Annotated in this window: 15 protein-coding genes; 2 read left to right on the forward strand and 13 right to left on the reverse strand. The window is 68.5% G+C overall.

What is annotated here, in order from left to right; genetic code table 11:
* Window positions 1–81: 81 nt before the first annotated feature.
* From ACT9F5_RS05050 to surE, 4 genes are all read right to left on the reverse strand, one after another.
* Window positions 82–855, reverse strand: a complete 774-nt coding sequence (locus ACT9F5_RS05050; RefSeq protein ID WP_445118815.1) for a peptidoglycan DD-metalloendopeptidase family protein — start codon at window positions 853–855, stop codon at window positions 82–84.
* An 82-nt stretch (window positions 856–937) separates the two neighbouring features.
* A complete protein-coding gene (locus ACT9F5_RS05055) occupies window positions 938–1,594 on the reverse strand; it encodes an exopolysaccharide biosynthesis protein (protein ID WP_445118816.1) in 657 nt (218 codons plus the stop codon).
* A gap of 5 nt (window positions 1,595–1,599) precedes the next feature.
* Window positions 1,600–2,292, reverse strand: a complete 693-nt coding sequence (locus ACT9F5_RS05060) for a protein-L-isoaspartate(D-aspartate) O-methyltransferase (protein ID WP_445118817.1) — start codon at window positions 2,290–2,292, stop codon at window positions 1,600–1,602.
* Window positions 2,289–3,095, reverse strand: coding sequence for a 5'/3'-nucleotidase SurE (gene surE / locus ACT9F5_RS05065; protein ID WP_445118818.1), 807 nt, complete (start codon window positions 3,093–3,095; stop codon window positions 2,289–2,291). Before surE ends, ACT9F5_RS05060 begins: the two co-directional genes overlap by 4 nt.
* 197 nt (window positions 3,096–3,292) lie before the next feature.
* On the opposite strand from surE, the gene ACT9F5_RS05070 reads away from it, so the two are divergent.
* Window positions 3,293–3,853 (forward strand): Smr/MutS family protein, encoded by a 561-nt coding sequence (locus ACT9F5_RS05070; protein WP_445118819.1) that lies wholly within the window; start codon window positions 3,293–3,295, stop codon window positions 3,851–3,853.
* Window positions 3,854–3,856: 3 nt separating this feature from the next.
* Here the strand turns inward: ACT9F5_RS05070 and ACT9F5_RS05075 are convergent, their stop codons facing one another.
* The 9 genes from ACT9F5_RS05075 to ACT9F5_RS05115 form a co-directional block, all read right to left on the reverse strand.
* Entirely contained in the window at window positions 3,857–4,081 is a 225-nt protein-coding gene (locus tag ACT9F5_RS05075; protein ID WP_445118820.1) for a hypothetical protein, read from the reverse strand.
* A gap of 167 nt (window positions 4,082–4,248) precedes the next feature.
* A complete protein-coding gene (truD, locus tag ACT9F5_RS05080) occupies window positions 4,249–5,289 on the reverse strand; it encodes a tRNA pseudouridine(13) synthase TruD (protein WP_445118821.1) in 1,041 nt (346 codons plus the stop codon).
* Window positions 5,290–5,300: 11 nt separating this feature from the next.
* Window positions 5,301–5,780 carry a 2-C-methyl-D-erythritol 2,4-cyclodiphosphate synthase gene (gene ispF, locus ACT9F5_RS05085; protein ID WP_445118822.1) on the reverse strand — a complete coding sequence of 160 codons (480 nt, stop codon included), beginning with the start codon at window positions 5,778–5,780 and terminating at the stop codon, window positions 5,301–5,303.
* Window positions 5,777–6,484, reverse strand: a complete 708-nt coding sequence (ispD, locus tag ACT9F5_RS05090) for a 2-C-methyl-D-erythritol 4-phosphate cytidylyltransferase (protein WP_445118823.1) — start codon at window positions 6,482–6,484, stop codon at window positions 5,777–5,779. The genes ispF and ispD overlap by 4 nt, the downstream gene beginning before the upstream one ends.
* Complete coding sequence (ftsB, locus tag ACT9F5_RS05095; RefSeq protein ID WP_445118824.1) at window positions 6,481–6,825, reverse strand: cell division protein FtsB; 345 nt, start codon at window positions 6,823–6,825, stop codon at window positions 6,481–6,483. Before ftsB ends, ispD begins: the two co-directional genes overlap by 4 nt.
* 7 nt (window positions 6,826–6,832) lie before the next feature.
* Entirely contained in the window at window positions 6,833–8,119 is a 1,287-nt protein-coding gene (gene eno, locus ACT9F5_RS05100; protein ID WP_445118825.1) for a phosphopyruvate hydratase, read from the reverse strand.
* Window positions 8,120–8,136: 17 nt separating this feature from the next.
* On the reverse strand, window positions 8,137–8,970 hold the full coding sequence (gene kdsA / locus ACT9F5_RS05105) for a 3-deoxy-8-phosphooctulonate synthase (RefSeq protein WP_445118826.1): 834 nt from the start codon (window positions 8,968–8,970) through the stop codon (window positions 8,137–8,139).
* A gap of 151 nt (window positions 8,971–9,121) precedes the next feature.
* Entirely contained in the window at window positions 9,122–10,792 is a 1,671-nt protein-coding gene (locus ACT9F5_RS05110) for a CTP synthase (protein ID WP_445118827.1), read from the reverse strand.
* 202 nt (window positions 10,793–10,994) lie between these two features.
* Window positions 10,995–11,279, reverse strand: a complete 285-nt coding sequence (locus tag ACT9F5_RS05115) for a hypothetical protein (protein WP_445118828.1) — start codon at window positions 11,277–11,279, stop codon at window positions 10,995–10,997.
* Window positions 11,280–11,558: 279 nt separating this feature from the next.
* On the opposite strand from ACT9F5_RS05115, the gene parE reads away from it, so the two are divergent.
* On the forward strand, window positions 11,559–13,466 hold the full coding sequence (gene parE / locus ACT9F5_RS05120) for a DNA topoisomerase IV subunit B (RefSeq protein WP_445118829.1): 1,908 nt from the start codon (window positions 11,559–11,561) through the stop codon (window positions 13,464–13,466).
* Window positions 13,467–13,476: the final 10 nt, after the last annotated feature.

Genomic DNA, 13,476 nt, shown 5'->3' on the forward strand with positions numbered 1-13,476 from the left:
TAGGAGCGGCTTCAGCCGCGACCGGGGGAGTCGGCAACCTACCGACTTCCAATCGCGGCTGAAGCCGCTCCTACGAGAGCCTCATTTGCGCGGCAGGTACTTCAGCGGATCGACCGGCTTGCCGTTGTAGCGGATCTCGAAGTGCAACATGTCGCGCGAGGCGCCGGTACGGCCCAGTTCGGCGATCTGCTGGCCGGCCTTGACCACCGCACCCTCGTTGACCAGCCGGTTGCGGTTGTGGCCGTACGCCGACAGCCACTGCTCGTCGTGCTTGATGATGATCAACTCGCCATAGCCGACAAGGCCGGAACCCGAGTACACCACCGTGCCGTCGCCTGCCGCACGGACCGGGGCGCCGCCGCTGCCGGCGATGTCGATGCCCTGCTTCGTCGGCTGGCCGGCCTCGAACCGGCTCAGCAACTGGCCGTCGACGGGCCAGCGCCATGCCACGCTGCTGCTGGCGGGCGCGGGGGTCGCGGCCGGCGGGGTCCGGGCCGGCGTCGTCGTACGGGGGGCCGGCGTGGATGTCCCGGCGGCCTGCCTGGGCGGGGTGCTGCGGCCGCCACCCGGATACAGTGACAGCCGCTGGCCCGGGTAGATGGTGTAAGGCGCGGAGATGCCGTTCCATGCCGCCAGGTCGCGCATGGCGATGCCGTTGTCGGTGGCGATCCGGTACAGCGTGTCCCCGCGCTGGACCACGGTGGTGGCGCCGTACTTGGGAGTCGAGCCCGAGCCGCTGCGGGTGACCGTGCTGGAGCATGCAGCCAGGGCAAGCGCCACGCCGATCGACAGCAGGATGCGGGCAGTGGTCGTGCGGCCAATCGTCGCGCGGGTAGGAGTCGTCGTCTGGGTCATGCGCCTTGTTGTTTCCTCCAGGGCCGCGCGGCCAAACACCGGGCGGCAGTATCGATGGCGCCGGACATCGGCGATGGACCGATCAGCTCGAAAGTCGCTGGAACAACTCGCGCACGGCCACGCTGCCACCGCCGATCAGGATACCGAAGTAGATGATCGTGCCGATGTTTGCCAGGTGGCCGAGCAACATCGCCCCGCCGTCGCGCTGGATCATGCCGACAGCGTAGAACAGCAAGGCCAGCGCGGGCAGCGTGTTGCTGAACGGAACGAATCCGAACGGCGCCATCAACAGCACCGCGGCCATGATGAAGGCGAGGTTGTTGGCAAGGTTCTGCGCGCGGCCGTCGACGAAGAAGCGCAACCGGTGCGGGCGACTGATCTTCTCCAGCCGCTGCACCCACACCATCCCGCCGGTGAGCCCGGGTCGCAGCTTGTCGGCCGGCAGCGCCTTGTCCTTGAGTTTGGCCGGCAGCCACAACGGCCGGCCCACCAGTCGGCTGATGCCGACCAGCAGGATCGCCGCGCCGAACACCGTGCTGACGCCGGGGATCGATACCGGGATCAGGAACACCAGCGTCAACAGCATGGTCAGCAGCAGCAGGCCTTCGTTGCCGAATACGTCCAGCAACTCGCCCAGGGTCACCTTGTCCTCGGGCAGGTCGCGGATGATCGCGGCAAGCTGCTCGCCCAGCGTCGTGGCCTGCGGGCCTTGCGCCCCATGTGGGGGCTGGTCCGGCATCGCGCTCAATCGATCATGCCCGACAGCAGCGGCACGAACACCACCGGGCCAAGGGCCTGCTGGGTGACCTTGCCGTCGGCGTCCCTGGACAACCGCAACAGCGACTGCGAGGAGGCCGGGCCAACGGGCGCAACGAGGCTGCCGCCAGGCGCGAGCTGCGCAGTCAGCGCATCGACCAGCGCCGGTGCCGCCGCGGTGACCAGGATCGCGTCGAACGGGCCGTTCTCCGGCCAGCCGATGCGGCCGTCATCGTGTTTGCTGCGGATGTTGAGGCCGAGCTGTCGGAAGCGCTTGCGCGCGGTGCGCAGCAACTCGCCGATGCGCTCGACCGTGTGCACTTCAAGCCCCAGCGCCGCGAGTACCGCGGCCTGGTAGCCCGACCCCGTGCCGATCTCGAGCACCCGGGTCGGCTGCGTCTGCAACAGGACCTCGGTCATCCGGGCAACGACCCATGGCTGCGAGATGGTTTGGCCGTGGCCGATCGGCAACGCGGTGTCCTCGTAGGCGCGGGTGGCCAGCGCCTCGTCGACGAACATGTGCCGCGGCACCGTGCGGATCGCGTTGAGCACGCGTTCGTCCCTGATGCCGCCACCTTCGTGGGTGCCGGCGCGCAGGCGCTCGACCAGGCGGTCGCGCACCCGCTGCGAGGTCATGCCCGAACCCAGCGCCTCGGGTTGCAAACGCATCCGCAGGCTCATCGGACCGACTCCGGTGCGGGCTCGGGATGCGCCCTTTCCAGCGCGCCGGCCAGCCCACCGACCCAGCTGGCAACCTGCTCCAGCGCCTGGTAGCGGGTCAGGTCGACCTGGATCGGGGTAATCGAGATATGGCCGCTGCGCACGGCGTGGAAATCGGTCCCGGCGCCTGCGTCCTGCTCCGGCCCGGCGGCGCCGATCCACCACCACTGGCGCCCGCGCGGGTCGGTCTGTGGCACGCACGCCTCGGCACGATGGCGGTTGCCCAGCCGGGTCACTTCGAAGCCGGCGATCCGGTCCCACGGCAGGTCGGGCACGTTGACGTTGAGCATGGTGTCGGCGGGCAATGGGTCGGTCCGGAGCCGGGCAATGATCTCGGCCGCGGCGCGCGCCGCGGTCTCGTAATGGCGACCGACGTGGTCGGCGGTCACCAGCGACACCGCCACCGACGGCAGGCCCAGGAAGCGGCCTTCCATCGCCGCGGCGACGGTGCCCGAATAGATCACGTCGTCGCCGAGGTTGGCGGTGTTGTTGATGCCGGAGACCACGATGTCGGGCTCGTCCTCGAGCATCCCGGTGATCGCGACGTGGACGCAGTCGGTCGGCGTGCCGAACACGCGCCAGCTGCGCTCGTCCTGCTGCACCACCCGGACCGGCATGTCGAGGGTCAGCGAATTGCTGGCGCCGGAGCGGTCGCGGTCGGGGGCGACGACCAGCACGTCATGGCCGGCGGCGCGCAGCCCTTCGGCGAGGATCCGGATGCCGGGGGCGTCGACGCCGTCGTCGTTGCTGACCAGAACTCGCATGGACTCCCTTGGCGAAAAATGCGGCCGTACGGGCCGGAACAACAGACAGGGCGAACAACCCGCCCCAATGATGCGGCCATGATAGCCGAAGGCGGCGGCCCCCTCAGCCGGCGCGTTCTCGAATTTCCGTGTTCACCGCACGGTTGCGCTGTCGTCGCGTCGCGCTAGGCTCTGACCATGGACGGCGGAAACCGGTGATGAGCAAGCGACGCGACGACGACGACGATGCGGCACTGTTCCGTGCGGCGATCGGTGCGGTGCGCAAGCTGCCGGAACAACACGCGCCGCCCGCCACGCCGCGGCCGAAACCGCGTGCGCGCATGGCCGAGCTGGACGAAGCCAATGCCCGCGACGAATTCCGCCATGCGTTGGACGCCAGCCTGCTGGAGGCGGGCGACGTACTGGCCCATCGCGGCGAGCGACTGCCGGTCGCGACCTACCAACGCCTGCGCCGCGGCGAGATCGCCGCCGAAGAGGAACTCGACCTGCATGGCGCCGATGCCAGGACCGCCGAGGCGTTGTTGCGCGCGTTCCTGGGCGACGCGGTCCGCCATGGCGTCGGCTGCGTCCGGATCATCCACGGCAAGGGCCGGCATGGCAGCGATGATGTCGGCAGCAGCGGCGCGCCGGTGTTGAAGAACCTGGTCGACCGCATGTTGCATCAGCGGGCCAGCGTGCTGGCCTACCACTCCGCGCCGCCGGCCCAGGGCGGTACCGGCGCGGTACTGGTGCTGCTGGCTCCGCCGAAACGGGGCTGATGGCTATTCGTCGGCGACGAGTTGCTCGTCGGAGTTGGGCGGATTGATCCACACGACCTCGATGCCACGTCGACGAGCGATCTGTTCGACCCTGGCGACATAGGCGGCATCCCTGTCGATGGTGGCCGAGTGCGGCGAGACCCGCGCCGATTGCTCGTCCATGCTGGCGCATGCAGCCAGGCCGGCGACCGACAGCGACACGGCGAGAGCCCTGGACAACCTGTTCATGATCGACCTCCATTTCGCGGAGACGGTGGTCTTCTGCGAGGCCGCAAGCACGGCCCGACCCGGCAGGACCCGGGCATGGTCCGGTATACGCCGCTGCCCGGGCGTGGCCAATGCCAGCCGGAAGTTTCCGACGAACGGCGGTGGCAGGCGGAGGCCCGCAGCAACGATCAGGCGATCGTCCCCAGTTCTGCCAGAACCACGGTGGCATAGGTCCCCGGGGGCAGTACAAAGCCCAGTTCGAGCACGTCGTCCTCCAGCCAGCCCCACCCCAGGTCGATCGGGCGCAATCGCAGGGAGCGGCGCTCCTGTTTCAGTCCGGCAGCCTCCAGGCCGGCACCCAAGCGGGCGGCTTCGTCGTTGTCCAGCGCCGCCAGTTCGAGTGCCTGCACGGCATCCGAACTGCGCAGTCCACCGCGACCCCACAGCGGACCGGTCGGGTGGATGTCGAACGCTGCCAGGCGTTGCGCGAGGGTCTTGTTGAACGGCTCGGGCCCGAACACACTGCGACTGCCATCGAGCATCCAGACCTCGCCGTCGAGCGCGCCATCCGCGCCGCTGGCGTCCCAGTTGCCGGCCGCCACGCGGCTCGCCAGCACCCGGTTGAACAGCGCCGAGCGGGCCGCCGACAGCAACATGCCGCGCTGGTCCCGGCCCACCCTGCGACCCGCGAACATGGACAACGCCGCGCCGAGGTTGTCGCCACCGCGGCCGAAACGCTGCTCGCCGAAATAATTGGGGACGCCACGTTCGGCGATCGTCCGCAGCCGCGATTCGACCGCGGTGCGATCACCCTGCACGTCACGCAGGACAAGCACGAAACGGTTCCCGGCCAGCGCGCCGCGCGGCAGTTTGCGCGAATGCCAGGCGTGTTCGAGCACCCGCAGGCGCTCGTCACCTTCATCGATATCGAGCAGCGACAGATCCGGTGCGATCTTCCTTGGCAGGTGCACGCTGAAGCGCTGGCGGGTGACGGCATGGCGATCCTTGAGGCCGGCGTAGCCGATCGCCATTTCGCCGACACCGGCCCATTCGGCGATGCGCTTGGCGGCGAACGCGGTGTTGATGCCGCGCTTCTCGATGGTCAGCAAAAGGTGCTCGCCGCTGCCGCTGGGCTCGAACCCCGGAAGTTCCTCGACCCGGAAATCCTCTGGCGTGCTGCGGATCCGCGCCTGCAGCGCCGGGGCGCCGTGCGCGCGCGTAAGCTCCATGGCGTGCGGGTTCACGTGCCGACCAGCAGGCACGCCGCCATCGCCGCGATGCCTTCGCCGCGGCCGGTGAAGCCCAGCGTCTCGCTGGTGGTGGCCTTGACGCTGACGACGTCGATCGCCACGCCGAGATCGGCCGCCAGCAGCTCGCGCATGGCCTGCGCATGCGGTCCGATCCTGGGTCGCTCGCAGACCACGGTGATGTCGGCGTTGCCCAGGCGCCAGCCGCGCTCGTTGATGAGCGCGTTGCAATGGCGCAGGAACGCGCGGCTGTCGGCATCCTTCCACTGCGGATCGGACGGCGGGAAATGGCGGCCGATGTCACCCAGCGCCAACGCCCCGAGCATCGCGTCACACAGCGCGTGGATCACCACGTCGCCGTCGGAGTGGGCGAGCACGCCGCGGTCGTGCGGCACCCGCACCCCGCCGAGGACGACGTGGCCGCCGTCGCCAAAAGCATGGACGTCATAACCCTGGCCAATGCGGATGTTCATGGCTGCGAGGCCCTTCTGGAAAGCAGGTATCCCGCCAGCGCGAGGTCCGCCGGGGTGGTGACCTTGAGGTTGTCCTCGCGGCCTTCGACCAGCCGCGGGCGGGCGCCGCTGCGCTCCATCGCCATCGCTTCGTCGGTGACCACGAGGCCGGCGGACTGCGCCTGCCGCAGGGCGTCGACCAACGCGCCACGACGGAACGCCTGCGGGGTCAGCGCACGCCACAGGGCTTCGCGCGATTCGGTGGCAACGATGCGGGCTTCGGCGCCGGCCCGTTTGAGGGTGTCGCGTACTGGTGCGGCGAGGATCGCGCCGTCGGCATCGACGCTGGCCGCGCCGATCAGGCGGTCAAGGTCGCAACGTTGCAGGTTCGGCCGCGCGGCATCATGGACCAGCACAAGAGCGTCGGCACCCACTCCGGGCGGTAGCGCCTGCAACGCCGCGAGCACCGAGTCGGCGCGCTCGCCACCGCCGGTGCAGCGCAGCACCGGCTTTCCATGGAATTCGGTCCAGCCGGGCCAGTGCGGATCGTCCGCGGCCAGCGCGACCATCGCCCCGGCGACCCCCGGATGCGCCAACAGCGCATCGAGCGCATGCGCGATCAACGGTTGGCCGGCGGCTTCGAGGTACTGCTTGGGGACATCGCCGCCAAACCGCGTGCCGCGGCCGGCCGCCGGTATCACTGCCCAGATGGCCGGCGCGGTCACGGCAACTCGCTGTCGTCGTCGACCGCCGGGTCGACCGGCGTCGGCGTGCTGCCTTCCGGTTCCACCACCCGGTAGAACGTCTCGCCTGGCTTGATCATGCCCAGCTCGCTGCGCGCGCGTTCCTCGACCGCGGCTTCGCCGGACTTGAGGTCCTCGACCTCGGCGGCGAGCGCATCGTTGCGCTGCTGCAGGCCCTCGTTCTCATGGGCCTGCTGGTCGACGCGCTCGGCCAGCACCGCCACCGAGCGCCGGCCGCCCTCGCCCAGCCACAGCCGGTACTGCAGGAACGCCAGCATGGCGACCAGCAGCACCAACAGGACGCCGAGCCAGCGACGTGGCATGGCGCGGTCAGCGCTTCAGCGAGACGAACGCATCGCGGCCGGCGTACTTCGCCGCGGCACCGAGCTGTTCCTCGATCCGCAGCAACTGGTTGTACTTGGCCACGCGGTCGCTGCGGCTCAGCGAACCGGTCTTGATCTGGGTCGCGGTGGTCGCCACCGAAATATCGGCGATGGTGGTGTCCTCGGTCTCCCCCGACCGGTGCGAGACCACCGCCGCGTAGCCGGCCCGATCGGCCATCGCGATCGCCTCCAGGGTCTCGGTCAGGGTGCCGATCTGGTTGACCTTGATCAGGATCGCGTTGGCGACCTGCTGGTCGATGCCCTGCTGGAAGATCCGCGGGTTGGTCACGAACAGGTCGTCGCCGACCAGCTGCACCTTGTTGCCGAGGCGCTGGGTCAGCAGTTTCCAGCCGTCCCAGTCGCCTTCGTCCATGCCGTCCTCGATGGTGACGATCGGGTACTGGTCGCACCAGTTGGCGAGGAAGTCGACGAACTGCTCGCTGGTCAGGCGCTTGCCCTCACCGGTGAGGTTGTACTTGCCGTTCTCGTAGAACTCGCTGCTGGCCACGTCCAGGCCAAGCAGGATGTCCTCGCCGGCGTGGTACCCGGCCTTGCCGATCGCCTCCAGGATGGTCTCCAGCGCTTCCTCGTTGCTGCGCAGGTCGGGGGCGAAGCCGCCTTCGTCGCCGACCGCGGTGCTGAGGCCGCGGCCCCGGAGCACCGACTTGAGCGCATGGAACACCTCGGTGCCGGCGCGCAGGCTCTCGGAGAAGGTGTCGAACCCGGTCGGCAGGATCATGAACTCCTGCAGGTCGACGTTGTTGTCCGCATGCGCACCGCCGTTGATGATGTTCATCATCGGCACCGGCAGCACGGGGGTGCAGTCACCAGCCAGGTGTTTCCACAACGGCAGCTTGAGCGAGGCCGCCATCGCGTGGGCATTGGCCATCGACACCCCGAGCAGCGCGTTGGCGCCGAGGCGGCCCTTGTTCTCGGTGCCGTCCAGATCGATCAGGCGCTTGTCGATGCCGGCCTGGTCGGCCGCGTCCATGCCGGTGATCGCCTGCGCGATGGCGCCATTGACGCTGGCGACCGCGTTGCGCACGCCCTTGCCGAGGTAGCGGGTCTTGTCGCCATCACGCAGTTCGACGGCCTCCTTGGAACCAGTGGACGCACCGGACGGCACCATCGCCCGACCGAAGCTGCCATCGGCCAGGGTGACTTCGGCCTCGAGGGTCGGGTTGCCGCGGCTGTCGAGGATCTCGCGGGCGTGGACTTTGGCGATCTGGGTCATGTCGGTCTTTGCGGGTCTCAGGATTGTGATTCGAGGAAGCCGTTGCGCTTGGTGATTTCGTCTATCGCCATCAGCGTTTCGAGCAGCGCGCGCATCTTGCCCAGCGGCCAGGCATTGGGGCCGTCGGACAGCGCCTCCGCCGGGTTCGGGTGGGTTTCCATGAAGATGCCGGAAATGCCAACGGCCATCGCCGCGCGCGACAGCACCGGCACGAACTCGCGCTGGCCGCCGCTCTTGCCACCGGCGCCGCCGGGCAACTGCACCGAATGGGTCGCGTCGAACACCACCGGGCAGCCGGTGTCGCGCATCACCGCGAGGCTGCGCATGTCGCTGACCAGGTTGTTGTAGCCGAAGCTGGCGCCGCGCTCGCAGACCATGATGTCCTTGTTGCCGGTCGCCAGCGCCTTGTCGGCGACGTGCTTCATTTCCCACGGCGACAGGAACTGGCCCTTCTTGACGTTGACCGGCTTGCCGGCGCTCGCGACCTTCTGGATGAAGTCGGTCTGCCGGCACAGGAAGGCTGGGGTCTGCAACACGTCGACGACGGAGGCGACCTCGTCCATCGGGGTGTACTCGTGGACGTCGGTCAGCACCGGCACGCCGAGCTGCTTCTTGACCTCGGCCAGCACCTTCAACCCCTCTTCCAGTCCCGGGCCGCGGAAGCCCGACACCGAGGTGCGGTTGGCCTTGTCGAAACTGGACTTGAAGATGAAGGGGATGCCGAGTTCGTCGGTGATCTCCTTCAGGGTGCCGGCGGTGTCGAGCTGCAACTGCATCGACTCGATCACGCAGGGGCCGGCGATCAGGAAGAACGGCTTGTCGAGACCGATCTCGAAACCACAAAGCTTCATCGCATTGCTCCTCGGGCCGTTGTAGGAGCGGCTTCAGCCGCGATCGGATACCTGGTCGCCCGCGCCGGTTCCTGATCGCGGCTGAAGCCGCTCCTACAGGGGGCTGGCGCGACCGCGAGGGACATCGGGATGCACCGCTGGGGTGAAGTGCTCACGCCTTGGCCTCTTTCAGCAGGCCGCCGGCCTGGCCTTCGTTGGCCTTGTACTCGCGCGCGGCGCGGATGAAGCCGACGAACAGCGGGTGGCCGTCGCGCGGGGTGGAAAGGAACTCGGGATGGGCCTGGCAGGCCAGGAACCACGGGTGCTTGTCGCGCGGCAACTCGACCATCTCCACCAGCAGGTCGTCCATCGACTTGGCGCTGATCACCAGGCCGGCGTCCTCGAGCTGGGTGCGGTAGCGGTTGTTGAACTCGTAGCGGTGTCGGTGGCGTTCGCCAACGACATCCTTGCCGTACATCGCGTGGGCCAGGGTGCCGGGCTTGATGCGCTGGTCCTGCAAACCCAGGCGCATGGTGCCGCCGAGGTCGCTTTCCTCGCTGCGGCGTTCCACATCGCCGGTCGCGGTGCGCCATTCGGTGATCAGGCCGATGACCGGGTGCGGGCTGGCCTTGTCGTTCTCGGTACTGTTGGCGCCGTCCAGCCCGGCCAGGTGGCGGGCGACATCGACCACCGCCGCCTGCATGCCGTAGCAGATGCCGAAGTACGGGATGCCGTTCTCGCGCGCATGGCGCGAAGCCCCGACCTTGCCCTCGAAGCCGCGGTCGCCGAAGCCGCCGGGCACCAGAATGCCGTCGACGCCTTCCAGCGCCTGGGCGCCGAGGGTCTCGACATCAGTCGATTCCAGCCACTTCAGCCTAACCCGGGTGCGCTGGCGCAGGCCGCCGTGCTTGAGCGCCTCGCCGACCGACTTGTAGGCGTCCTGGTGGTCGACGTACTTGCCGACGATGCCGATGGTGACCTCGTCGACCGGGTTCTCCGTCGCGTCCAGTACGGCGTTCCACTCGGCCAGGTCGGCCGGGCCGGTTTCCAGTCGCAGCCGCTCGATGATCAGGTCGTCGAGGCCCTGCTCATGGAAGCGCGCCGGCATCTTGTAGATGTTGTCGAGGTCGACCGCGTTGATCACGGCGCGCTCGGAAACGTTGGTGAACAGCGCGATCTTGCGGCGCTCGGAATCGGGCAGCGGCTGCTCGGAGCGGCACAGCAGGACGTCGGGCTGGATGCCGATCGAGCGCAGTTCCTTGACCGAGTGCTGGGTCGGCTTGGTCTTGAGTTCGCCGGCGGCCGCGATCCACGGCACCAGCGTGAGGTGCATGAACAGCGCCTTGTCGGGCCCGCGCTCGGTGCGCAGCTGGCGGATCGCCTCCAGGAACGGCAGCGACTCGATGTCGCCAACGGTACCGCCGATCTCGACCAGTCCGATGTCGAAGCCCTGGGTCGCCTCGACGATGCAGCGCTTGATCTCGTCGGTGATGTGCGGGATCACCTGCACGGTGCCGCCGAGGTAGTCGCCGCGGCGCTCCTTGCGGATCACGTTCTCGTAGATGCGGCCGGTGGTGACCGAGTTCTTGCGGCTCAGCCGGGTGCGGACGTAGCGCTCGTAATGCCCCAGGTCGAGGTCGGTCTCCGCGCCGTCGTCGGTGACGTAGACCTCGCCATGCTGGAACGGGCTCATCGTGCCCGGATCGACGTTGATGTAGGGGTCCAGCTTCATCATCGTCACGCGCAGGCCGCGCGCTTCGAGGATGGCCGCCAGCGAAGCCGCGGCGATGCCCTTGCCGAGCGAGGACACCACGCCGCCGGTGACGAAGACGAGCGGGGTCATGGAACGGTGGGGTGTCATGCGATTCGCTGCCGCTGGAAAGCCGTAGTTTACCGGCTGGGCGCCCGGGCCGCGAGCGGTTGACAGCGACGTCCGGGCGCGGATGGCCGGTGACTGCGGCGGGACATGGGCGCCAGGCAGCAAAAAAGCGCCCCGGCGAACCGGGGCGCCCTGGTTGACGCGTTGGATCGGTTGGGCGGACGGCTTAGTTTTCGTCTTCTTCTTCCGGCTCGATCTCGCCCTCGACCGCAGCGTCGGCTTCGGCATCGACGTCGGCTGCCGTGGCGGTATCGGCAACCGCGCCGGTGGCTGCGTTGGTGGTATCGGACGCCGTGTCGGTGGCAGCAGCTGCGTCAGCGGCGGCCTGGTCGACCTGGGCCTGGGCTTCGACCTCGGCGTTGGCGTCGACCTGGGCGGTCTGGGCGAACGCGGCCGGAGCGGCGATCAGGGCAGCAACCAGGGTCGGCAGCATCAGCTTGCGGATATTCATGGTGGTGTGTCTCCTGAAATTCGTATTGGGGGATGATTCGCCCGGGATGTGGCCATCCTGGAAATGGAACAACTGACGAAGCACGCCGTCCGGACACAGGGAGCAAACCGGACGACGCAGCCGACCCTAGCCACCGGACCCATGCCGGCGCCTGAACAACGGGAGCTTAACGACGCGGTCACGTCCCGGCGGAGCCTGCCGCGATGCGTTCCGCGCTTGACCGGTTCCCACCCCGTCGCCATCCTCGCCGCACCGCCCCGCCCGGACCAGAAGCACTCGATGAACAATCGTTACAACGCCGCCGATATCGAAGTCCTGTCCGGGCTGGACCCGGTCAAGCGCCGCCCGGGCATGTACACCGACACCACCAGGCCCAACCACCTGGCGCAGGAGGTCATCGACAACTCGGTCGACGAGGCGCTCGGCGGCCACGCCCGCAGCATCGACGTCACCCTGCATGCCGACGGCAGTTGCGAGGTGTCCGACGACGGCCGCGGCATGCCGGTCGACATCCACCCGGAGGAAGGCATCCCGGGTGTCGAGTTGATCCTGACCCGGCTGCATGCCGGCGGTAAGTTCAGCGGCAAGAACTACACCTTCTCCGGCGGCCTGCACGGCGTCGGCGTCAGCGTGGTCAACGCGCTGTCGACCCGGGTCGAGCTGTTCATCAAGCGCGACGGCAACGAGTACCGGATGGAGTTCCGCGACGGCGACCGCAGCTCCGAGCTGGAAGTCGTCGGCAGCGTCGGGAAAAAGAACACCGGCACCCGGCTGCGCTTCTGGCCGGACCCGAAGTATTTCGACACCGCGAAGTTCAACCTGCGCTCGTTGAAGCACCTGCTGCGGGCGAAGGCGGTGCTGTGCCCCGGCCTGACCGTGCGGCTGCATGACGTGGCCAGTGGCGAAAAGATCGAATGGCATTACGAGGACGGCTTGCGCGACTACCTGCGCGGCGAGCTGGTCGACCGCGAACTGCTGCCGCCGGAACTGTTCGTCGGCCAGCTGAAGAAAGACACCGAAGTGGTCGACTGGGCCGTGGCCTGGGTGCCCGACGGCGAGCTGGTGCAGGAGAGTTACGTCAACCTGATCCCCACCGCCCAGCACGGCACCCACGTCAACGGCTTGCGCACGGGCTTCACCGACGCCCTGCGCGAGTTCTGCGACTTCCGCAGCCTGCTGCCGCGCGGGGTCAAGCTGGCGCCGGAGGACGTCTGGGACCGGGTGTCGTTCGTGCTGTCGCTGAAGATGACCGACCCGCAGTTCAGCGGCCAGACCAAGGAGCGGCTGTCGTCGCGACAGGCCGCCGGCATGGTCGAGGGCGCCGCGCACGATGCGTTCTCGCTGTGGCTCAACCAGCACGTCGAACTCGGCGAGCGGATCGCGCAGTTGGCGATCGAACGCGCCAGCGCGCGGCTGAAGACCGAGAAGCAGGTCACCCGCAAGAAGGTCACCCAGGGCCCCGCCCTGCCCGGCAAGCTCGCCGACTGCAGCAGCCAGGACCTGTCGCGCACCGAGCTGTTCCTGGTCGAGGGCGACTCCGCCGGTGGCAGCGCCAAGCAGGCCCGCGACAAGGAGTTCCAGGCGATCCTTCCGCTCCGGGGCAAGATCCTCAACACCTGGGAGGTCGCCTCCGGCAGCGTGTTGGCCTCGCAGGAAGTGCATGACCTCGCGGTCGCGATCGGCTGCGACCCCGGCAAGGACGACCTTGCCGGCCTGCGCTACGGCAAGGTCATCATCCTCGCCGACGCCGACTCCGACGGCCTGCACATCGCGACGTTGCTGACTGCGCTGTTCCTGCAGCACTTCCCGTCGCTGGTCGCCGCCGGCCACGTGTTCGTGGCGATGCCGCCGCTGTTCCGCATCGACCTCGGCAAGCAGGTGTTCTACGCGCTCGACGAGGAGGAGAAGCGGATCCTGCTGGAGAAGATCGAGCGCGAGAAGGCCGAGAAGAAGAAGGGCTCGGCCGGGAGCGTCCACGTCACCCGCTTCAAGGGCCTGGGCGAGATGAACCCGCCGCAGCTGCGCGAGTCGACCATCCACCCCGACACCCGCCGGCTGGTGCAGCTGACCGTCGACGACGGCGAGGCGACGCGCAAGCTGATGGACATGCTGCTGGCCAAGAAGCGCGCTTCCGACCGCAAGGCGTGGCTGGAGACCAAGGGCGATTTGGCCACGCTGGAGGTGTAAGCCGCCGCCC

It is taken from the genome of Lysobacter sp. F6437, assembly GCF_052547215.1.